Source organism: Arthrobacter sp. ISL-65, assembly GCF_018613795.1.
Classification (GTDB): domain Bacteria; phylum Actinomycetota; class Actinomycetes; order Actinomycetales; family Micrococcaceae; genus Arthrobacter.
Genome location: NZ_JAGGPN010000020.1, coordinates 188476 through 209355 on the forward strand (window position 1 = coordinate 188476; position 20880 = coordinate 209355).

The following is a 20880-nucleotide window of genomic DNA, read 5'->3' on the forward strand; positions in this document are numbered from 1 at the left end:
GTTGGTGGTCCGGCGCCGGATGCAGGAGAATGACTTCTTGTGACTATGCATCCTGATTTCAGCGCCCCCCGAATCGCAATTCTCGGCGGAGGTCCGGGTGGCTATGAAGCCGCCATGGTGGCCGCCTCGCTGGGAGCCATAGTCACCATCATCGAGCGGGCCGGCCTCGGCGGCTCGGCGGTGCTGACCGACGTCGTGCCGTCCAAAACGCTGATCGCGACGGCGGACCTGATGACCCGCGTCGGCGGTGCCGGTGAGCTGGGGGTCAAGTTCGACGTCGACGGCGGGGACTTCGTTCCGGTCATGCGCGCCGATCTCAAGCACATCAACGACCGCCTGCTCGGCCTCGCCCGCCAGCAGTCCCTCGACATCCAGACCGGCCTGGAGCACCAGAACGTCCGGATCCTGAACGGCTCCGGCAAGCTGGTGGACAACCACACCATCGAGGTCCTGACGGCCGATGGAACGGAAACCGTCGAGGCGGACGCCATCCTGTTGACCGTCGGGGCGCACCCGCGGGAACTGCCCACGGCACGGCCGGACGGCGAACGGATCCTGAACTGGGCCCAGATCTACAACCTGGACGAGCTGCCGGAGGAACTGATCGTGGTGGGTTCCGGCGTGACCGGCGCCGAGTTCGCCTCCGCCTACAACGGCCTGGGCTCGAAGGTCACCCTGATCTCCAGCCGCGACCGCGTGCTTCCGGGTTCCGACACGGACGCCGCCGAGGTGCTGGAAGAGGTTTTCGAACGCCGCGGCGTGAAGGTGCTGTCCCGTTCGCGCGCCGAGACGGTGGAACGGACCGACGACGGCGTGGTGGTCACCCTCGGTGACGGCTCCAAGGTCACGGGCAGCCACTGCCTGGTCTGCGTGGGCTCCATTCCCAACACGGCCGGCATCGGCCTGGAGGAAGCCGGCGTCGCACTGACCGAAAGCGGCCACATCAAGGTCGACGGCGTCTCCCGCACCACCGCCCCGAACATCTACGCCGCCGGCGACTGCACCGGCGTCCTGGCCCTCGCCTCCGTCGCGGCCATGCAGGGCCGGATCGCGATTGCGCACTTCCTGGGCGACCAGGTGACCCCCATCAAGCTGCACCAGGTGGCGTCCAACATCTTCACCTCGCCCGAGATCGCGTCGGTGGGCGTGTCCGAGGCGGAGATCGAGTCCGGCAAGTACCAGGGCGACATCATCAAGCTGTCCCTGAAAAGCAACGCCCGCGCCAAGATGCGCAACGTCAAGGACGGCTTCGTCAAGATCTTCGCCCGCAAGGGGTCCGGGACAGTGATCGGCGGCGTGGTGGTGGGCGCCAACGCGTCCGAGCTGATCTTCGCCATCTCCATCGCGGTGAAGCAGAAACTGCACGTCGACGACGTCGCCAGCACCTTCACGGTGTACCCGTCGCTGAGCGGCTCCATCTCCGAGGCTGCACGCCGGCTGCACGTGCACATCTAAGCGGGGCCGGCTGGTCGGGCCTGTTCCGCGTGTCGGGCCTGTCGAGACCCGGGGTGCGGCACATCCTGTGAATGGCGGCTTGCTCCTAGTCGCCACCGGCAGAGCTGAGTAAAATTCAGACTGTCGATCCCCGGGGTTGGCGGCACCGGGCTGCGACAGACCGATCACGTGCGGTCAGCCAGGCGGAGGGTACTTCCGGACGGTCGGACCGCGGAAGCCAGGAGCATGCCATGATCACTGTTCAAAAAGCCGCAATCAACACCGCCCTCGTCGCGGCCCTCGTGGGCGGCGGTGCCTACCTCGCCATGGGCTATCCCGTCATTGCCTCGTCGACCGGAAGCCAGTCCAGCACGGACTCCGCCAAAGGTGGCCACCAGGCCAACGGGATTACCGAGCAGCTGCTGACGGGGACCACCGCCACCAGGGTGAAGAACGCGGTGCTCGCGGCCAACCCCGGCGCGACGGTCCACCGGGTTGAGACCGACGCCGAAGGCGCGGTCTATGAAGCACACATCACGAAGGCTGACGGCTCGAGGGCCACAGTGAAGCTGGACGCTTCCTTCAACATCGCCGCCACGGAAACCGGGCTCGGACGCAGGTAAGTGCCGGTGGCTCAGGAACAGGCGTAAGGAGGAACGGCGTCGCCGGGCGCGAAGGGCTCGAACCAGTGCCGGATATCCAGCTTGCCAGTACCCTGTTCGCCGGCGCCGTCCGCGTGGAGTGCGCCGTCCGCGTACAGGGTTCCTGAGTCGGCGTCTTCCAGCAGGACCTCCTCAACGACGGCCCGCCACTCCTCGGGGAGGTCCAGTTCGTAAATGTCCTCGGTGATCCTGGCCTGGTCGAGCAGGCAACGGACGGCGAGCTCGCCTGCGAGGCAGCCGGGAGCAGCCCAGCCGCGGGCAAAGGACGCGGTGACGTCCGCTGCCACCACAATGAACCGTTGCGTGAACTTCGCGTCATAGTTGGAAGCGAACTGCGGGGGCAGCGAGGACAGCACGGACGTTCCGGCGATGGCCTCAGGGGTGACAGTGTCCAGTTCGTGCAGCGTGCCAAGGTCGCGGAACAGCTGGTCGATGAGGATGCTGGACGAATTCCACAGCAGGCCGGCCAGCAGCCGCGTCTGGCGCGCGGACCGCTCCCGGTCGTCGGAGCCGACGGAGGCCATCTCGGCCAGATCCTCGGGGTCGAACTGGAGCCGCTGTTCGGCGGTCATGTCGTCGGGATGCGGGTCCAGCCCCAGGAGCTCAAGGCTCAGCCCGGTCAGCTTTTCGGAATCAGCCAGCAGCTCTTCGGTGATGTCGTCGTCTTCGTCGGCATTCATGCCACCGATGCTACCGGCCAACCGCGGCCAGCCCGATTTGTGTGACGCGGCAGCTCAACGGTACGTGCAAGGTCCGGTCACCCGGCAGCGGTCTTAGGCGGCAGCCCCCTGAAAGTGCTTCTCGATCAGTCCCTTGATGTCCTCGTGGCAGCCGCCGCAGCCGGTGCCGGCCCGGGTGGAAGCGGAGACCTCGGCTACGGTGGAGCAGCCGCCGGTCACGGCTTCGGCGATCTTGCCTCCGCTCACGCCGGCGCAGCGGCACACCGTGCTCTCGGGGTCGTTGGACGCACCGGCCGAGGCCAGCTGGTCGGGTCCGTCGAGGCGCAGGAGCAGGGACCTGTCCGCGGGCAGTTCGGCGCCGCGTTCGAAGAGCTGCACCAGCTCTCCCGCAGTGCGCGGCATGCCCACGCTGACCAGGCCCTCCAGCACACCGCCGCGGGTGGTCATCTTGACGTAGCGCCCGTGCTCGGGGTCGGCCCACTGTGCAATCTGCAGGCGCGGCCTGCCATTGACGGCTCCGGCTGTCAGGACTTCCTCATCCCAGGGTTCGGCGGAGTTTTCGCCGGCCACCGCCATGTTCATGCCCCGGGCCTTCAGCACGATTACACCGGGCTTTTCCTGGGGGAGCGGGGGCAGCGAATCGGCGTCCTCCGCGGCACCCTCGGACAGGAGCAGGAGGTATTCGGCGAGCCATTCGGCCTGCCGCCAGCCGGGACCTACCAGGCCGGACGGTCCGCGGGCGGTGCGGCACTCGATGCAGGCAGGATCCGGGCAGCGGACCTCGGCGCAGTCGCCGATGGCGAAGATGTGCGGCTCGTGGTGGGCGCGCAGCCGGTGGTCCACCAGGATGCCTGTCGCGGTGGAGAGCCCGCAGCCCTCGGCGAGCTCAATGCGCGGGCGGACGCCGCAGGACAGGACCAGCAGGTCGCCGTCCACCGCCGATCCGTCGTCGAGCAGCAGAGCCGAGAACCCGCCGTCGGGGGCGTTATGCTCAACGCCCGTGGAACGGGCGTTGCCGGCCACCCGGACGCCGCAGTTGCGCAGGCTGGCGGCCAGCACGGCGCCGCCGCCGCGGTCGATGTTCCGGCCCAGCGGGTGGGGCCCGTTGTGCACCACCGTGACCGTGGCGCCTTCCTCTGCAGCCGCGAGGGCTGTCTCAAGCCCCAGCACGCCGCCGCCCAGCACCACCACGCGCTTGCGGCCAGCCACCGCCTGGCGCAGCACCTCGGCGTCGCGGAGGTCGCGGAGCGCGGTGACACCCGGCGGGAGGACCGGGGATGCGGGGTCCGGGTTCAGCCCTGTGAGGTTCGGGATCACGGGCCGAGAACCGGTGGCGAAGACCAGCCGGTCGTAGTGGGCCGAGCTGCCGTCGGAAAGAATAACGGACTGCCGAGCGCGGTCCACGCGCCGAACCTTCACGCCCAGCCGGACATCCACGCCGTCGGCCACCAGGGCTGCGGCGTCTGCGAGGGCCAGCGCCTCAGCGGTGGTGCGTCCAACCCCGAGGTCGGCCACCAGCACCCGGTTGTAGGCTGCCTCGGCTTCCTGGCCGATGACCGTCAGCCCCACCTGACCGGCGCGCAGTGCCGGCAGGAGTTCGTCGACCAGCCGCGCGGCCACCGGACCGAATCCGACAATTACAATCTGCTCGCTCATGAGGCCTCCGATGTCTGCAGAACACTGGTGATCGGGGTGGCCGCTGCCAGCCGGACCCAGACGTTGTTGAACTTGAATTCGGGCATTCCCGAGATGGGATCCGTGGCCGCTTCCGTCAGCCGGTTCGCGCTTTCCAGCTCGGGGAAGTGGAACGGCAGGAAGACGGTCTCGGGGCGGATGGCCGTGCTGAGTTCGGCGCGGCAGACCACCTCGCCGCGCTCGTTCGCCACCGAGACCTCCGCGCCGTCCGTGATGCCCATGGCCGCGGCGGCTGCCGGATGGATCTGCATTCTGGCTTCGGGCTGGGATGCCAGGAGCTCTGCCACCCGCCGGGTCTGCGCGCCCGACTGATAGTGCTCCAGCAGGCGGCCGGTGATGAGGGTCATGGGCTTGGCGGCCGGGTCTGGATTCGCCATTGGAGTACGACGGCGGCGGGGCGTCACCGGCGTCATGACCGCCTTGCCGTCCGGATGGGCAAACGCCTCCAGGAACATGCGTGGCGTTCCGGTGCTGCCGGCGGGGTAGGGCCAGTACGCGGCTGCGCCGCTGTCCAGCATGGCGTAGTCGATGCCGGAGTAGTCGGCCGCCCCGCCGGCGGATGCCAGGCGCAGCTCTTCGAAGACGGTCTCCGGATCGTCGCTGTAGGTGGACGGTGCGTCGAGTGCCTCGGCCAGCCGGGCCATGATCCACAGCTCGCTGCGGGCACCGGCGGGCGGCTGGATGGCCTGGCGGCGGCGGAGGACGCGGCCTTCGAGGTTGGTCAGGGTGCCTTCCTCCTCGGCCCACTGCAGCACCGGCAGGACGAGGTCGGCCTCGGCTGCGGTCTCGGACATGAAGAAGTCGCAGACCACCAGGAAATCCAGGCTGCGGAGCCCGCGGATTACTGCGTTGGCGTCCGGCGAGGCGACGGCGATGTTGGAGGCATGCACGAAAAGGCAGCGGACGCCGTCGGGCTGTCCCAGTGACTTGAGCAGCTGGACGGCCGGCAGGCCGGGGCCCGGGATGAGGGACTCGGGGACGTTCCAGACCTTCGCCATGTGTGCCCGGGCGGCGGGGTCGGTGATCTTGCGGTAGCCGGGCAGCTGGTCGGCCTTCTGGCCGTGCTCGCGGCCGCCCTGGCCGTTGCCCTGGCCCGTGAGCGTGCCGTAGCCGCTGCGGGTGCTGCCGGGCAGGCCCAGCAGGAGGCTGAGGTTGATGGCCGCCGTGGCGGTGTCGGTGCCGTCCACGTGCTGCTCCACGCCACGCCCCGTCAGGATGTAGCTGCCGCCCCGGCGGGCGCCGGCGGCCAGCCGCCGGGCCGTCTCGCGGATGAGGTAGGCGGGTACGCCGGTGATGGATTGGACCCGCTCCGGCCAGTAGGCGTTGACGGACCGGACCACGGCGTCGAAGCCTGTGGTGCGCGCCTGGATGTAGTCGGCGTCGAGGAGGCCCTCGTGGATCACCACGTGGGAGAGGCCCAGCAGGAGGGTGAGGTCGGTGCCGGGAAGGGGCTGCAGGTGCAGCCCGCCGCCGTCGGAGGTGAATGCGGCGGTGGCGGAACGCCGAGGGTCCACCACGATGAGGCCGCCGGCGTCGCGGACGCCCTGCAGGTGCTGGACGAACGGCGGCATGGTCTCGGCCACGTTGGAGCCGAGCATCAGGATGGTGCTGGCGGTGTCCAGTGCCTCGAGCGGGAAGGGCAGCCCGCGGTCCAGGCCGAAGGCCCGCATGCCCGCGGCAGCCGCCGACGACATGCAGAACCGGCCGTTGTAGTCGATCCGGGAGGTGCCCAGCGCGAGGCGGGCGAACTTGCCCAGCTGGTACGCCTTTTCGTTGGTGAGGCCGCCGCCGCCGAACACGCCGACGGAGTCCGCGCCGTATCTGGCACGGGCGTCCTTGACGGCGGCGGTGACGCGGCCCAGGGCCTCGTCCCAGGAGATGGGGCGGAAGACGCCGTCGGGCCCCTTGAACATGGGCTCCGTGACGCGTCCGGGGTGCTGCAGGAGCGATGCCGACGTCCACCCCTTGCGGCAGAGGCCGCCGCGGTTGGTGGGGAAGTCGCGGCCGCTCACTTCAAGGGCCGGCACAGCCGGCACGGGGTCTGACCCCGGCTGCACAGCCGGGGTCAGCCCTGTTGCGGCCGGGGCCGCAGGGGACTTGAGCGTCATGGCGCACTGCAAAGCGCAGTAAGGGCAGTGCGTGTCGGCGCTTTTGGTCATGTTAGACGTGTCCCATCGCGTTTCGGTTGGCGTTGCGGATGTAGCAGAACCAGCAGACGGTGAGCATCAGGGCGTACGCTCCGACGAATCCGTAGAAGGCCGGGGTGTAGGAGCCGCTGGCCGTGTTGGAGGCGTTCAGCACCTGCGGGATGACGAACCCGCCGTAGGCGCCGATGGCGGAGATCAAACCGAGCGCCGAGGAGGCCAGTCGCTGGGTCTGCACCGAGCTGGCTCCGGAGCGGGCCGCGCGGCTGGACGTCGCGAAGATCACCGGGATCATGCGGTAGGTGGCGCCGTTTCCGAAGCCGCTGGCGGTGAACAGCATCAGGAACAGGACCAGGAAGAGCCAGAAGTTCTTCAGCGGCAGCGTCCAGATCATCGTCAGCGTGATGACGGCCATGGCGGCGAAGGCTGACACGGTCATCCGGGCCCCGCCCATGCGGTCAGCCATGCGGCCGCCGTAGGGGCGGGCCAGCGAGCCGACCAGCGGTCCGAGGAAGGCCAGGGAAAGGGCCACAGCGCCGACCGAGATGGAGGAGAAGGCCGGGAAGTAGTCCTTGATGAGCTTGGGGAACACGCCGGCGAAGCCGATGAAGGAGCCGAACGTTCCGATGTAGAGCAGTGCCATGACCCACAGGTGGGGTTCCTTGATCGCTGCGAGGGATCCGGCCACGTCGCCCTTGGCGCTCGTGAGGTTGTTCATGTACTTGTAGGCACCGAAGGCTGCGAGCAGGATCAGCGGAGTCCACATGAGGCCGGCGACGGGAAGGTTGACGCTGCCGGCGGCCAGCAGCGTGATGGCGATCGGGACAGCAAGCTGTGCCACAGCTGCGCCGAGGTTGCCGCCGGCGGCGTTCAGGCCCAGGGCCCAGCCCTTTTCACGGGCCGGGTAGAAGAAGGTGATGTTGGCCATCGAGCTGGCGAAGTTGCCGCCGCCGAAGCCTGCAAGGGCCGCTACGAACAGCATGACGCCGAACGGTGTTTCCGGGTTGGAGACGCACAGGGCGAGCCCGGTCGAGGGGATCAGCAGCAGCAGGGCGGAGACGATCGTCCAGTTCCGGCCGCCGAAGCGCGGAACCATGAACGTGTAGGGGATCCGGAGCGTGGCGCCGACGAGGCTCGGCATGGAGATCAGCCAAAAGATTTCGGACGTGCTGAACGTGAATCCTGCGGCGGGGAGCTGGACCACCACGATGGACCACAGCTGCCAGACGACGAAGCCAAGGAACTCGGCGAAGATGGACCAGTTGAGGTTGCGGCGCGCGATGGAGCGGCCCTGGGATTCCCACTGGTGCTTGTTCTCGGCGTCCCAGTTGGCGATCCAGCGTCCGGGACGCTCTTCAAGGGCGGGTGCCTCGGTGGTGGTGGCGGCGGCAAAATCGAGGGAATTGTGGGTCCCGGCGTCTGCGGTGCGGTCAGCAGTCACGGTATACCTCCTTGGGGAATGTTGTCCTTCCAAGGTAGGGAAGGCGCGTTTCGCAGACGGTCGCCGTTTGTTAACGTGCTGTGACATTTGCCTATCAGCCCGCTGCGGGCGGCGTTAGGCTTGTCGGACGACCTCATGGTGAGACAACTGAGTAAGTCCGTATTCTGGAACGCTTGTCCGTTGCTTGGACGGCGGGAACTAAGATTGAACTCTGTTTTATCCCTATGTTTGGAGGGCTTCCGAGCGAGGTCCGTCCAGTTCTCATGAAAGCGTCCCCACATGTCATCGCCTGCAACGTCAACGGAACATGGCACCGCCAAACCGGTGAACTCCAAGGGCAAAGTGATCTTTGCCAGCCTCATCGGAACGACGATCGAGTTCTATGACTTCTACATCTACGCCACTGCGTCGGTGCTGGTCTTCCCCAAGCTGTTCTTCCCCCAGGCCACGGAGATCAACGCCCTCCTGAGCTCTTTCGCAATTTTCGGCGTCGCGTTCGTCGCCCGGCCCATCGGTTCGGTCCTGTTCGGACACTTCGGCGACAAGTTCGGCCGCAAGGGCACCCTGGTGGCCTCCCTCCTCACCATGGGCCTGGCCACCTTCCTCATCGGGCTGCTGCCCACAGCCACGGTTGCCGGCTGGGGCGTCCTGGCGCCGCTGCTGCTCGTGCTGCTGCGCTTTGCCCAGGGGCTTGCGCTCGGCGGTGAGTGGTCCGGCGCGGCACTGCTGGCCACGGAGAACGCCCCCGAAGGCAAGCGCGCCATCTACGGAACGTTCCCGCAGCTCGGTGCCCCCATTGGCTTCATCCTGGCCAACCTGCTCTTCATCTGGTTCAACGCCGCCCTCAGCCCGGAGGAATTTGCGGCCTGGGGCTGGCGAGTTCCGTTCCTGCTCAGCGCCGTACTGGTGATCGTGGGCCTGTATGTGCGCCTCAAGCTGGTGGAAAGTGTCTCGTTCCAGAAGGTCCTGAAAGAAGACAAAGTGGTAAAGATTCCGTTCGCGGCAACCTTCAAGAACCACTGGCGCCCGGTGCTGGCCGGAACCTTCATCATGCTGGCCACCTACGTGCTGTTCTACATCATGACCTCCTTCACCCTGACCTACGGCACCAAGCCCGCCTCCGTTGAGGCCGCCCAGGCCGCTGCGGAAAAGGCCGGCAAGCCGATGTCCGCTGCCGAAATCGCCAGCTTCGTTCCCGGCCTGGGTGTTTCCCGCGGTGACTTCCTCTGGATGCTGATCCTCGGCGTCGTCTTCTTCGGTATCTTCACCCTCGTGTCCGGCCCGCTGGCCGAGAAGTGGGGCCGCCGCAAGTTCCTCATGGGCGTCACCGCAGGCATCTTTGTGTTCGGCGCGCTCTGGTTCACCATGTTCGGCCCCGGCCCGGGAGCAGCAATCGTCGGCCTCATCGTCGGCTTCACGCTGATGGGCCTAACCTTCGGCCCGATGGCGGCGATCCTGCCGGAGCTGTTCCCGTCCAACGTGCGCTACACCGGCTCGGCCGTGGCGTACAACCTCTCCAGCGTCATCGGCGCCGCTCCGGCGTCGTTCATTGCCATTGCCCTGTGGCAGGCGACTGGCGGCAGCACCTGGCTCGTCGGCGTCTACATGGCGGCCGCTGCCGTGCTGACGTTCATCGCGCTGTGGATCACCCGCGAAACCAAGAACACGGACTACGAGAACAACGTGGCCTGATTCCCAGGTTTAGATGCACAAACGAAAATGCCCGGTGTGGATCACACCGGGCATTTTCCTGCGCTGTTTCAGTTTTCGATCGACTGAGTCTTCAGTCGCCTTAGTCTTCGATCGTCGCGATCACGGCGCCTGCTGCCACCGTCTGGCCGGCCGCGGCGGACAGGCCGGTGATGGTGCCGGCGCGGTGAGCCGTGAGCGGCTGCTCCATCTTCATCGCTTCTAGTACGACGACGAGATCACCTTCGGCGACGACGTCGCCGTCGGCCACGGCCACCTTAACAATGGTTCCCTGCATGGGGGAGGTCAGGGCGTTGCCGCCCACGGCGGCGGTGGCGCCGCCGGTGCGGCTGCGCTTCTTGGACTTGGCCGGCTTCGCGCCGGCGGCTGCGGCCCCGCCGAAGCCGAGGCTGGCGGGCAGTGCCACCTCGAGGCGCTTGCCGCCCACTTCCACCACCACGGTGCGGCGCTCGGCGGCTTCCTCACCCTCCGGCGCGGCGCCGTTTGGCGTCCAGGCGGGAAGATCGTTGACGAACTCGGTTTCGATCCAGCGCGTATGGACGCTGAACGGACCCTCGGCGGGCGCGAACGCAGGGTTGCTGACCACGGCCAGGTCGAAGGGGATGACGGTGGGAATGCCTTCCACCACCATCTCCTCAAGGGCGCGGCGGGCCCGCTGCAGGGCCTGCGGGCGGTTCGCTCCGGTGACGATCAGCTTGGACAGCATGGAGTCGAAGTTGCCGCTGATCACATCGCCCTCTTCGATGCCGGAGTCAATGCGGATGCCGGGCCCGGTGGGATTCTTCAGGGTAGTCACGGTGCCCGGTGCGGGCATGAAGTTGCGGCCCGGATCCTCGCCGGTGATGCGGAACTCCAGGGAGTGGCCGCGCACCTCGGGGTCGCCGTAGCCAAGCTCCTCGCCGCAGGCCAGGCGGAACTGCTCGCGGACCAGGTCGATGCCGGTAACTTCCTCTGAGACGCAGTGCTCCACCTGAAGGCGGGTGTTGACCTCGAGGAAGGAGATGGTGCCGTCCTGGCCGACAAGGAACTCGCAGGTTCCGGCGCCGAGGTAGCCGGCTTCCTTCAGGATGGCCTTGGACGATTCGTAGAGGCGCCGGTTCTGCTCCTCCGTCAGGAAGGGGGCCGGGGCCTCCTCCACAAGCTTCTGGTTGCGGCGCTGGAGTGAGCAGTCGCGGGTGGAGACCACCACCACGTTGCCGTGGGCGTCGGCGAGGCACTGGGTCTCGACGTGGCGGGGGGCGTCGAGAAACCGCTCAATGAAGCACTCACCGCGGCCGAAGGCAGCCGTGGCCTCGCGGACGGCGGAATCGAAGAGCTCAGGGATTTCCTCGCGGGTGCGGGCCACCTTGATGCCGCGCCCGCCGCCGCCGAAGGCGGCCTTGATGGCCACGGGCAGGCCGAACTTGTCCGCGAATTCCAGGATTTCCTCGGCGGACTCAACGGGGTCGGCGGTGCCGGGGACCTGCGGGGCGCCCACCTTTTCGGCGATGTGGCGGGCCCGGACCTTGTCGCCCAGGGCGGAAATGGCCTCCGGTGACGGGCCGATCCAAGTGATGCCGGCGTCGATGACCTTGGCCGCGAACTGGGCGTTCTCGGACAGGAACCCGTAGCCGGGGTGGATGGCGTCGGCGCCGGACTGGCGGGCTATCTCGATCAGCTTGTCCATCACAAGGTAGGACTCAGCTGCCGTGTTCCCGCCCAGGGCATATGCTTCGTCGGCGAGCCGGACGTGGAGGGCATCCCGGTCCGGATCGGCGTAGACGGCGACGGAGGCGATGCCCTCGTCCCGGGCTGCGCGGATGACGCGGACGGCGATCTCACCGCGGTTCGCGATCAGAACCTTGGTGAGTTTTGAATGCACTGGACCTGCGGACTGCTCCGGCTTTACTGACAAGGCGTCTCCTTCTTTCCTTCAGGGAGCCTAGCCTGATTTTGAGGATTCCGCCGATATTACTGGCGGAATCCGCGGGTAAGAGACCCGGTCTTTGTAGGGAAGCTACAACTCGCCGGGAATTGCCGAGTCCGGCAGGTCCTGCCAGAACTCGGTGATGCTCACGTTCGCCTGGGCCAGCAGGGAGCGCAGGGTGGATACCGACAATCCGACGACGGCGTGCGGGTCGCCGTCGACTTTCCGGATGAAGGCGCCGCCAAGGCCGTCGATGGTGAAGGAGCCGGCGCAGTGCAGCGGCTCGCCGGTGGCGATGTACGCGTCGATCTCCGCGAGCTCCATCTCCATGAAGTGCACCTCCGCGGAGGCGACGCTGCCCAGCGTGGCGCCGGAGCCGCCGTCGTCGTCCGTGTCGCGGCAGTCCACCAGCCAGTGGCCGGTGTGCAGGACCCCGCTGCTGCCGCTCATCCGAAGCATCCGCTGCCGGGCAACGTCCACGGTGTACGGCTTGCCGTGCGACTCGCCGTCGAACTCGAATACGGAATCGCAGCCGAGCACCAGGGCCCCCTCGGCTTCCGGCAGCGACGCGACGGCCTCAGCCTTGGCGCGGGCCAGGAGCAGGGCGGTGTCGTGCGGATCGGTGACGCCGTAGCGTTCCTGCACGGCGTCCTCGTCGACGTCGGACACAAGGACCTCGTGTTCGACGCCGGCCTCAGTCAGGAGCTTGGTGCGGGCGGGGGACTGGGAGGCAAGGATGAGGCGGGTCACGGCTCCAGCCTAATTCATCCCGGCAAAGCAACGGGGGCCCACGCCCGCGGGGTTCCCTGGCCGAGCTTGCGAGGCTAGGGTGCGGGTGGGGAGGGTCACCCAGCGCCCAATCGGAGGGCTTGTGTGGGCGCTAAGAGACCCCGCGTTCCTCTGGCGGGCGGCAATCTCCTAGTGGGCGGCGACCCCGGCGGGCTCGGCGTCCGGCTCGGCCGCCTTGGCGGCTGATGCGTGCTTGCGGAGCTTTGCCCCTTCAACGTCCACGTCCGGCAGGATGCGGTCCAGCCAGCGCGGCAGCCACCACGCCTTCTCGCCGAGGAGGTACATGACTGCCGGAACGATCGTCATCCGCACCACGAAGGCGTCAACCAGCACGCCGAATGCCATCGCGAAGCCGAGCGGCCGGACCATATTCAGGTGCGAGAAGATGAAGCCCGCGAAGACGCTGACCATGATGATGGCGGCGGCAGTGACCACCGCGGAGGCGTGGCTGAAACCGGAGCGGACGGCGTGCTTCGCGGACTCGCCGTGCATGAAGGACTCACGCATGCCCGAGGCGATGAACACCTGGTAGTCCATTGCCAGCCCGAAAAGCACGCCGATCAGGATGATCGGCAGGAAGCTCAGCACGGCGCCGGGGTTGTCGACGCCGAACACCCCACCCAGCCAGCCCCACTGGTAGACCGCAACCACGGCGCCGAATGCGGCCGCAAGCGAGAGCAGGAAGCCGCCGGTGGCCAGCAATGGCACGACGATCGAGCGGAACACCAGCAGCAGCAGGATCAGCGAGAGTCCGACGACGATGGCCAGGTACGACGGCAAGGCGCCGCCCAATTTAGTGGAAACGTCAATGTTGCCTGCCGTCTGGCCGGTCAGGCCGATGCGGACTCCGGTGGAGTCCTCGATTTCGGCGCGCTCGGCACGGATGTCGGACACCACGTTCACGGTGCTGGCGCTCGCCGGCCCTTCCTTCGGGATGACCTGAAGCACCGCCGTCCCGCGGTCCTCACTCAGTGCCACCGGAATGACTGCAGTCACGTTCTCCGTCTTGCGCAGGATGTCCGCAACGTCCAACTGCTTGGCCTGTGCCTCGGTTGCACTCAGGCCTTTCGGGAAGTCACCCACCACGATGATCGGTCCCGTCATGCCTTCGCCGAAGCTGCGCTTGGTGGCGTCGTATGCCTTGAAGGCCTGGGAATCGGCAGGTTCCGAGCCGCCGTCGGGCAGCGCGAGCCGCAGCTGGGCAGCGGGCAGCGCCACAATGCCCAGCGCCAGGACCCCGGCCAACATGGCTAGAACGGGGTGTCTGGTGACAAGTCCGCCCCAGCCGTGGCTGCTGCGGTGTTCGTCCTTGGCGCGGTCCTCAGCCTCACGGTTAGGGTCGGCGTTGTGCTTCTCGGCCTTGACCCAGGCCCGCCTGGAGATCAGCCTCCTGCCCACGAGGGAGAGGATCGCCGGGGTCAGCGTCAGGGCAACGAGGACGGCAACCGCAACGGTCCCGGCCGCGGACACGCCCATGACCCCCAGGAACGGAAGCCCCGGGACGACCAGTGCCGCGAGGGCGATGATGACCGTCAGGCCGGCAAAGAGCACGGCATTGCCGGAGGTTCCCGTGGCACGGGCCACTGACTCTTCCGCGTCCATGCCTGCCAGCAGCTGCCCGCGGTGGCGGTTGACGATGAACAGCGAGTAGTCGATGCCGACGGCGAGGCCCAGCATGAGCGCGAGCATCGGGGAAATGGAACTCATGTCAATGAGGCCGCTCAGTGCCATGGTGGCACCAACGCCCACCGCCACGCCGATCACGGCCATCAGCAGCGGCAGCCCGGCGGCGACCAGTGTGCCGAGCATGATGATCAGGACCAGCGCCGCCACGCCGATGCCGATGATCTCAGCCACGCCGAAGATCTCGGAGACGTCCTCGCTGATTTCCTTGCTGGGCAGCGCGGTAACGCCAGCCGAGGAGACCTCCTGCACGATGTCCTGGACTTCCTGGCGCACTTTGGGGTCCAGCCCGTTGATGGAGGTCTTGAACTGGACCTGTGCAATGGCCGCCTTGCCGTCCTCCGAAACGAAACGCAACCCCTGGGAAGCCTCGACCTGGCGTTTGGCCAGCTCCAGCCTGGCCGCGCCGTCCTGCGCTTCCTTTGTGCCGGCGTCGAGCTTTTCCTGGCCAGCGGCCAGGGCGGCCTTCTGCTGGCCCAGCTGGGCCTCGATGGCTGACGCCGGGAGTCCGGCATCAGTCATCTGCGCCTCGGCCGCGGCCAGCTGTTCCTTGCCGGCGGCCAGTTCGGCCACGGCCTTGTCCAGTGCGGCCTTGCCCGCGGCTGCCTGGGCTTCGCCGCTGGCGAGATCCGCGGCGGCCTTGTCCAGCTGGGCCTGCGTGGCGAACGGGTCGACGGTTTCCCGGACGTCCGGGAGGACCTCGAGCTTGGTCAGGGCAGCGGACACCGCGTCCTTGCCCGCCTGGCTGAACTGGGCGTCATTTGCCTGGAAGACAACCCCGGCCGAGCCACCGGATGACGCCGGCAGCTCCTTTCGGAGCTTGTCGGCCATCTGCTGGGTTTCCGTGCCTGGAATCTGGAAGTTGTTGGACAGCGCGCCGTGAAAGGCTGCCGCTGCGCCGCCGACTGCCAGCAGGATCGCCAGCCAGAGCGAGACGACGAGCCATCGGTGGCGGTAGGAAAACTTGCCGAGGCGGTACAGGAGAAGTGCCATGTCAGGACCGTTCTGCGTTGCGGGTGGAGGGTTTGGCGGAAGATTCATTCGACGGAGGAAGCGATGCCGGCCCGGCGAAACCGGATCCGAGCAGGCCCATCGAATCGATGAGCAGCTGGCGGAGGATCGCCAGCGATTCGGGGGAGAGGTCGGGGCCGCAGCGGCGGAACCACACGTCCATGGCAGCCTTGCCGCAGGAGACGACCGAACCTGCGAGGGCCCGGACGTAGAGCTCGTCCGGATCCGTGCCCGGGCCCTGTGGGGAACGCTCGCGGGCCGCAGCAACAATCTGCTCGGTGCAGTGGTCCCAGGCCTCAAGCTCGGAGCGCGCCATGAGCGGATTGCCCTGGGTCAGGCCGAACAGCTCGGCCAGCGGCGCCACGGTCATGGGGTCTGCCAGTTCCACCAGGGCAGCGCGGGCGGATTCGAGGATGGGTTCGTCAGCGGGCCGCCGCCGGAACTGTTCGAGGGCGCTGTCCAGGAAGCCGTTGGTCACGGACGCAATGGCGGCCTCGGTGCTGCTGAAGTAGTTGAAGAAGGTCCGGCGTGAGATGCCCGCCGCTTCTGCGATGTCCTCCACCGTGAAGTTGCCGGGGCCGTGCCGCCGCAGAAGGGCAAGCGTGGAGCCGGTAATGGCCTGCCGGGTGGCAGCCTTGTTCAGCTCGCGCCGCGAAAGGGGCCCGCCGGCGTCGGTCGGCACAGAACCCGGCGACGACGAAGACGTAGAGGAAGAACTGGAAGTAGGCACCAAGTTACACTACGTGCAAGTTTGCACTCTGCGCAACCGCACGTGTTCACAGCTGGCCAGTCAAACTCACAGCGTCTTCACAGCCAGCCGAAAGCAGTTCTTGAGGGGGATGGTGCATTCTGATGTCGTAGCCGGCACGGCGGCAATGGAGCCTCAAGGCCGGCGGAGCGAGGAGCGGACCATGGAGCGTTCAAAGAAGGTGGCTCTCGGCTTGGGCGCCACTGCCTTGGCACTGGGTGCCGGGTTTGGTGTCACCGGGATGGCGGCCGCAACAACAGGCACTCCCACGCCCACGCCACCATCAAGCAGCCCATTCAGCGGTCCCGATGACGGACCGCGTTTTGACGGCGGCAGGCACGGGCGTGGACATGGGCGCGGCCACGGTGCCGTCAAAGCGGACGCAGCGGCGCTCGCTGCCAAGCTCGGCGTGGACCAGGCCAAGGTGGAGGATGCCCTGAGGGCATTCCGCGAGGCCAACCGTCCGCCGGGCCGCCGCGCCGACGGCACCAAGCCGGACAAGGCAGCCGAGGAAGCGGCACTGGCAGCCTCGCTGGCCAGATCCCTGGGGATCGATGAGGCCAAGGTCAGGGCCGCACTTGAGGACCTCCGCAACCAGGCGCAGGCGGACCGGGCGGCTGCCCTGAAAGGCCGGCTGGATCAGGCGGTGAAGGACGGCACACTCACGCAGGCGGAAGCCGACGCGGTCGCGAAGGCCGTGGAAAAGGGAGTGATCGGCGGCCGCTAGCCGCCTTACTCACGGCCGCAACGCCCGTTGGTGGCGGCAGTCAGGCTGTGCGCTCGACGGCGGCGAGGATTGCCGCTCCGAGCTCCGCGGGCTTGGTGAACTGGGGCCAGTGCCCGGTGGGAAGGTCCACGAGTTCGACGTCGCGGATGCGGGCCAGCTCTTCAACGTAAGGGTGCCCGGCATCCATCCACTCTGTTAACAGGGAGGAGGGGAACTCGCAGGCGATCACCGTGGCAGGGACGTCGTACCGGCGCACGTCCTGAAGGTGCTGCTTGTCGCAGGCAACGCCCTTGGGTTGCGGAATGGCGCGCTCGCGGAACGCGGCCCGCAGCCCGTCGTCAAGATCGGTGAGGTCGGCGTCGTCGAAGACGTCCCACGAGGGCAGGGGGATCTCATCACCTTCAGCAGGCAGCTCATCATTGATGACGCCGCCTTCCCCGAGCGGTCCGCTGTCCACGTAGACCGCCCGGACCACGCGGTCCGGCCGCTCGTCCACAGCGCCATGGATGATGGCGCCTCCGCCGGAGTGGCCGACGAGGACCAACGGGCCCTCGATGCCGTCAATGGCTTCCACAACGGCGTTGATATGGTCGCGAAGCCCGATGTCAGCCCTCTTGGCGTCCTTCGCCTCGAGCCCCGGGAGGGTCAGCGCATGGATCTGGTGGCCGGCCTCCACCAGCGGGGGAGTGACGCCGGACCAGGATGAACCATCGAGCCAGAAGCCCGGAACCAGAATGATGTCCATGCCGGTACCCTACCCTTGCTGCCTGCCGCCGGGGCCGATTTGGGCGGCCGGTATTAAATGCGTGTGCCCCGGGAAACTCGGGGCACACTCATTCTGCGAAGGTCAGGCCTTCGACTCAGCCAGCTCACGCTCGACGGCGGCGGGTGTCTCTTCCTCGCGGAAGGCCTCCCCGGTGCGCGGTGCGTTGTAGAGGGTTTCGTCGAGGATCCCCTGGCGCTTGGCCACGATGGTGGGCACGAGTGCCTGGCCGGCCACGTTGATTGCCGTGCGGCCCATGTCCAGGATCGGGTCGATGGCCAGTAGGAGTCCGACGCCCGCCAGCGGCAGTCCCAGCGTGGAGAGGGTCAGCGTCAGCATGACGACGGCGCCGGTGGTTCCAGCCGTCGCAGCGGATCCGAGGACGGAGACCAGGGCGATCAGCAGGTACTGGCTGAAGTCGAGCTGGATTCCGAAGAACTGGGCCACGAAGATTGCCGAAATGGCGGGGTAAATTGCTGCGCAGCCGTCCATCTTGGTGGTGGCGCCCAGCGGAACGGCGAAGGAGGCGTAGCCCCGGGGAACGCCGAGGTTGCGCTCGGTGACGCGCTGGGTCAGTGGCAGCGTACCGATGGAGGAGCGGGAAACGAAGGCCAGCTGGATGGCCGGCCACGCGCCGGAGAAGTACTGCTTGACCGACAGGCCGTGGGAGCGCACCAGGACCGGGTAGACGCCGAACAGCACCAGGGCGAGGCCGATGTAGATGGCAACCGTGAACTTGCCCAGCGAGCCGATGGTGTCCCAGCCGTAGACGGCCACCGCATTGCCGATCAGGCCCACGGTGCCCAGCGGTGCGATGCGGATGATCCACCACAGCACCTTCTGGATGACGGCCAGCGCAGAGGCGTTGAGGGCCAGGAAATGCTCGGCCTGCTTGCCCACCTTGAGGGCGGCAACGCCGACGGCGATGGCGATCACCAGGATCTGCAGGACGTTGAAGCTGACGGACGTGGTCACGGCGCCGGAGTCGGTAACCGTGGAGCTGGCGCCAAGGCCCAGGAAGTTCTTGGGGAACAGCCCGACGAGGAATGCCCACCAGTCGCCCTGCTTGCCGTCGTACTCCGCGTCGCCGGAGATGCCCGTGTTAGCGCCCGGCTGCAGGAACACGCCCAGGCCGATCCCGATCAACACGGAGACCAGCGACGTGATGGCGAACCACAGCAGAGTGTTCCAGGCAAGCCGCGCCGCGTTGGAGACCTCACGCAGGTTGGAAATGGAGCTCACCACGGCGGTGAAGATCAGGGGCACGACGGCGGTCTGCAGCAGCGACACGTAGCTGGAGCCGATGGTCTGCAGCGTGGCGCCGAGACCGTTGGGGTTGGTCTTGGTGCTGCCCGTGTACTTGGCCAGCAGGCCGAGGCCCAGCCCGACGATCAGGGCGGCGATGATCTGGAAGCCGAAGGAGCCTGCCCACCGGGGCAGCTGGAAGCCGGAACGCCCGGCCGTCGATGAAGTGGTTTGATTGCTCACAACAACAAGGTATGACGCACAAAATACAGCTTCCACTCGATATTGAGAAATATTACGCGTCCGAATAGTCCGGTTAAGGCGAGAATGCCCGGAAAAACAGCGTCATACGGGACTTTTATGAAGTTATTCCCCTGACGCGTGTGGCAAGCATCTCCAGCGGGACTTGATTTCGACAAGCTCAATCAGCGGCGTGGCTGGCTTCCGGAAGCGTGCGTCAAAGCGACGAAGGAGCAGCACGCGGAGGAAGGCGGACACTCCGGGTAGAGCGGAGGGTGTCTAGTCGAGCATGGCGCGCTTGAGGGTGTCGAGGCCTACGGAGCCGATGTTGAGAGCCTTGGTGTGGAAGGCCTTGAGATCGAAACCGGGACGCGCTTCGAGCTCCGCGCGGATCTGCTCCCAAAGGCGCTGGCCCACCTTGTAGGACGGGGCCTGGCCCGGCCAGCCGAGGTAGCGTGCGAACTCGAACTGCAGGTTGCCCTCGCTGATGTCCAGGTTGGCCTTGAGGAAGTCGAAGCCCTTCTCCGGCGTCCAGGTGCCCGTTCCCCAGCGTGCGGGAACATCGAGTTCCAGGTGGACGCCGATGTCGAACACCACCCGGGCGGCCCTCATGCGCTGCATGTCCAGCATGCCCATGTGGTCGCCCGGATCCTTGAGGTAGCCGAGTTCCTCCATGAGCTTCTCGGCGTACAGGGCCCAGCCCTCGCCGTGGCCGGAGGTCCAGCAGACGTTGCGCCGCCAGCTGTTGAGCAGTTCGCGCCGGTGAACGGCGGTGGCGATCTGCAGGTGGTGGCCGGGCACGCCCTCATGGAACACCGTGGTGGTTTCTGCCCAGGTGGTGAACGTGTCCTCGCCCGCGGGCACGGACCACCACATGCGCCCGGGCCGGCTGAAATCGTCCGACGGCCCCGTGTAGTAGATGCCGCCCTCGTCGGTGGGCGCGATCCGGCATTCAAGTGTCTTCATGACGTCGGGAATCTCGAAGTGGATGCCGGCAAGGTCGGATACGGCGCGGTCGGACAGCTCCTGCATCCACGCCGTCAGGGCTTCCGTTCCCATAAGCCGGCGGGCTGGATCGCTGTTGAGGATCTCCTTGGCCTCCGCGATGGAGGCGCCCGGCTTGATTTGCCCAGCCACCTGTTCCTGCGCGGCAATGATTCGCTCGAGCTCCTCAACGCCCCAGGCGTAGGTTTCTTCGAGGTCGACGGCGGCGCCGAGGAACACCCGCGAGGCGAGGGCGTAGCGCTCCCGGCCCACGGCGTCCTTCTCCGGCGCGACGGGCAGCAACTCCTCCTGCAGGAATGCGGCCAGCCCGGCGTATGCCGCCCGGGCGGCGGCAGCACCGGCGTCGAGCTTCTCCTGCAGTTCCGCCGGGAGCGGGCCGTCCGCTTTTTTGGCGTCGGCGGCGAACTTCGCGAAGAAGCCGTCCGCCGCGGCGTATTTGTTGGTCTGCTCGATCACGATCGACACCTGGCGCCGGGCCGAGACCTTGCCGCTGTCCCTGGCCGTACGCAGCGACTCGATGTAGCCGCTGACGGCCACCGGCACGCTGTGCATGCGGCCCGCGATGTTAGCCCAGTGCTCCTCGGTGTCCGTGGGCATGAGGTCGAAGATCGACCGGATGTTCTGCGCCGGGGAGTCGATGTTGTTCAGTTCGGCGAGGCTCCAGCCCGAGTCGTGGATCTCAAGCTGGAGTCCGAGGCGTTCGCGCAGGGCATCGAGGGTGACGGCGTCGACGTCGTCAACGGGTTCCAGCCCCTCGAGGGCCTCCAAGGTCTTTCGTTCCGCCGCTGCGAACCTGCTAAGTCCGGCAGGGGAAAAGTCCTGGAGCTCAGTGTCGTGCCCCGGGATGCCGAGCGTGGTGGCCAGGCTCGGATCCAGGGCGAGAAGCGTTTCGGTGTGGGCGTCGGCGACTGCGTCGATGGCGGTCCGGGGGCGCGCAGGGGCGGCAGATTCAGTAGTCACCCCACGAGACTAACCGCGGCGTTCCGGTTATGAAAGA

15 protein-coding genes are annotated in these 20880 nt (G+C 67.2%); 4 read left to right on the forward strand and 11 right to left on the reverse strand.

What is annotated here, in order from left to right; genetic code table 11:
* Nucleotides 1-39: 39 nt before the first annotated feature.
* Together J7I85_RS09180 and J7I85_RS09185 are read left to right on the forward strand one after the other, a co-directional pair.
* The gene (locus tag J7I85_RS09180) at nucleotides 40-1455 is read left to right on the forward strand and encodes an NAD(P)H-quinone dehydrogenase (protein WP_214850286.1); all 1416 of its coding nucleotides are present in this window, start codon (nucleotides 40-42) and stop codon (nucleotides 1453-1455) included.
* A gap of 230 nt (nucleotides 1456-1685) precedes the next feature.
* A complete protein-coding gene (locus tag J7I85_RS09185; protein WP_214850289.1) occupies nucleotides 1686-2057 on the forward strand; it encodes a PepSY domain-containing protein in 372 nt (123 codons plus the stop codon).
* 11 nt (nucleotides 2058-2068) lie between these two features.
* Here J7I85_RS09185 and J7I85_RS09190 read toward each other — a convergent pair whose 3' ends face one another.
* The 4 genes from J7I85_RS09190 to J7I85_RS09205 all read right to left on the reverse strand — a co-directional run bounded on the left by J7I85_RS09190 (nucleotide 2069) and on the right by J7I85_RS09205 (nucleotide 8056).
* Nucleotides 2069-2776 (reverse strand): hypothetical protein, encoded by a 708-nt coding sequence (locus J7I85_RS09190; protein WP_214850293.1) that lies wholly within the window; start codon nucleotides 2774-2776, stop codon nucleotides 2069-2071.
* A gap of 93 nt (nucleotides 2777-2869) precedes the next feature.
* A complete protein-coding gene (locus J7I85_RS09195) occupies nucleotides 2870-4432 on the reverse strand; it encodes an FAD-dependent oxidoreductase (protein WP_214850301.1) in 1563 nt (520 codons plus the stop codon).
* Nucleotides 4429-6630 carry a molybdopterin oxidoreductase family protein gene (locus J7I85_RS09200; RefSeq protein WP_214850305.1) on the reverse strand — a complete coding sequence of 734 codons (2202 nt, stop codon included), beginning with the start codon at nucleotides 6628-6630 and terminating at the stop codon, nucleotides 4429-4431. Before J7I85_RS09200 ends, J7I85_RS09195 begins: the two co-directional genes overlap by 4 nt.
* A 1-nt stretch (nucleotide 6631) precedes the next feature.
* Entirely contained in the window at nucleotides 6632-8056 is a 1425-nt protein-coding gene (locus J7I85_RS09205; protein WP_214850308.1) for an MFS transporter, read from the reverse strand.
* A 279-nt stretch (nucleotides 8057-8335) separates the two neighbouring features.
* Here J7I85_RS09205 and J7I85_RS09210 point away from each other — a divergent pair, with 279 nt between their 5' ends.
* Nucleotides 8336-9748 carry an MFS transporter gene (locus tag J7I85_RS09210; protein WP_214850311.1) on the forward strand — a complete coding sequence of 471 codons (1413 nt, stop codon included), beginning with the start codon at nucleotides 8336-8338 and terminating at the stop codon, nucleotides 9746-9748.
* 100 nt (nucleotides 9749-9848) lie between these two features.
* Here J7I85_RS09210 and J7I85_RS09215 read toward each other — a convergent pair whose 3' ends face one another.
* The 4 genes from J7I85_RS09215 to J7I85_RS09230 all read right to left on the reverse strand — a co-directional run bounded on the left by J7I85_RS09215 (nucleotide 9849) and on the right by J7I85_RS09230 (nucleotide 15837).
* A complete protein-coding gene (locus tag J7I85_RS09215) occupies nucleotides 9849-11660 on the reverse strand; it encodes a biotin carboxylase N-terminal domain-containing protein (RefSeq protein ID WP_214850328.1) in 1812 nt (603 codons plus the stop codon).
* 102 nt (nucleotides 11661-11762) lie between these two features.
* Complete coding sequence (locus J7I85_RS09220) at nucleotides 11763-12422, reverse strand: nucleoside triphosphate pyrophosphatase (RefSeq protein WP_214850331.1); 660 nt, start codon at nucleotides 12420-12422, stop codon at nucleotides 11763-11765.
* A gap of 168 nt (nucleotides 12423-12590) precedes the next feature.
* Complete coding sequence (locus J7I85_RS09225) at nucleotides 12591-15137, reverse strand: MMPL family transporter (RefSeq protein ID WP_214850334.1); 2547 nt, start codon at nucleotides 15135-15137, stop codon at nucleotides 12591-12593.
* A 1-nt stretch (nucleotide 15138) separates the two neighbouring features.
* Entirely contained in the window at nucleotides 15139-15837 is a 699-nt protein-coding gene (locus tag J7I85_RS09230) for a TetR/AcrR family transcriptional regulator (RefSeq protein WP_214851237.1), read from the reverse strand.
* 229 nt (nucleotides 15838-16066) lie between these two features.
* Here J7I85_RS09230 and J7I85_RS09235 point away from each other — a divergent pair, with 229 nt between their 5' ends.
* Nucleotides 16067-16630: a hypothetical protein gene (locus J7I85_RS09235; RefSeq protein ID WP_214850337.1), complete on the forward strand. Its 564-nt coding sequence runs from the start codon at nucleotides 16067-16069 to the stop codon at nucleotides 16628-16630.
* 40 nt (nucleotides 16631-16670) lie between these two features.
* Here J7I85_RS09235 and J7I85_RS09240 read toward each other — a convergent pair whose 3' ends face one another.
* The 3 genes from J7I85_RS09240 to J7I85_RS09250 all read right to left on the reverse strand — a co-directional run bounded on the left by J7I85_RS09240 (nucleotide 16671) and on the right by J7I85_RS09250 (nucleotide 20843).
* Entirely contained in the window at nucleotides 16671-17375 is a 705-nt protein-coding gene (locus tag J7I85_RS09240) for an alpha/beta fold hydrolase (protein WP_214850339.1), read from the reverse strand.
* A gap of 102 nt (nucleotides 17376-17477) precedes the next feature.
* A complete protein-coding gene (locus J7I85_RS09245; RefSeq protein WP_214850342.1) occupies nucleotides 17478-18881 on the reverse strand; it encodes a dicarboxylate/amino acid:cation symporter in 1404 nt (467 codons plus the stop codon).
* A 276-nt stretch (nucleotides 18882-19157) separates the two neighbouring features.
* Entirely contained in the window at nucleotides 19158-20843 is a 1686-nt protein-coding gene (locus J7I85_RS09250; RefSeq protein WP_214850351.1) for a DUF885 domain-containing protein, read from the reverse strand.
* Nucleotides 20844-20880 lie beyond the last annotated feature (37 nt).

Excerpts from the sequence above, each read along its gene's own strand:
- J7I85_RS09185 (WP_214850289.1), top strand. The coding sequence starts at position 1,686 with ATGATCACTGTTCAAAAAGCCGCAATCAACACCGCCCTCGTCGCGGCC.
- J7I85_RS09190 (WP_214850293.1), bottom strand. The coding sequence starts at position 2,776 with ATGAATGCCGACGAAGACGACGACATCACCGAAGAGCTGCTGGCTGAT.
- J7I85_RS09195 (WP_214850301.1), bottom strand. The coding sequence starts at position 4,432 with ATGAGCGAGCAGATTGTAATTGTCGGATTCGGTCCGGTGGCCGCGCGG.
- J7I85_RS09200 (WP_214850305.1), bottom strand. The coding sequence starts at position 6,630 with ATGACCAAAAGCGCCGACACGCACTGCCCTTACTGCGCTTTGCAGTGC.
- J7I85_RS09210 (WP_214850311.1), top strand. The coding sequence starts at position 8,336 with ATGTCATCGCCTGCAACGTCAACGGAACATGGCACCGCCAAACCGGTG.
- J7I85_RS09225 (WP_214850334.1), bottom strand. The coding sequence starts at position 15,137 with ATGGCACTTCTCCTGTACCGCCTCGGCAAGTTTTCCTACCGCCACCGA.
- J7I85_RS09235 (WP_214850337.1), top strand. The coding sequence starts at position 16,067 with ATGGAGCGTTCAAAGAAGGTGGCTCTCGGCTTGGGCGCCACTGCCTTG.
- J7I85_RS09240 (WP_214850339.1), bottom strand. The coding sequence starts at position 17,375 with ATGGACATCATTCTGGTTCCGGGCTTCTGGCTCGATGGTTCATCCTGG.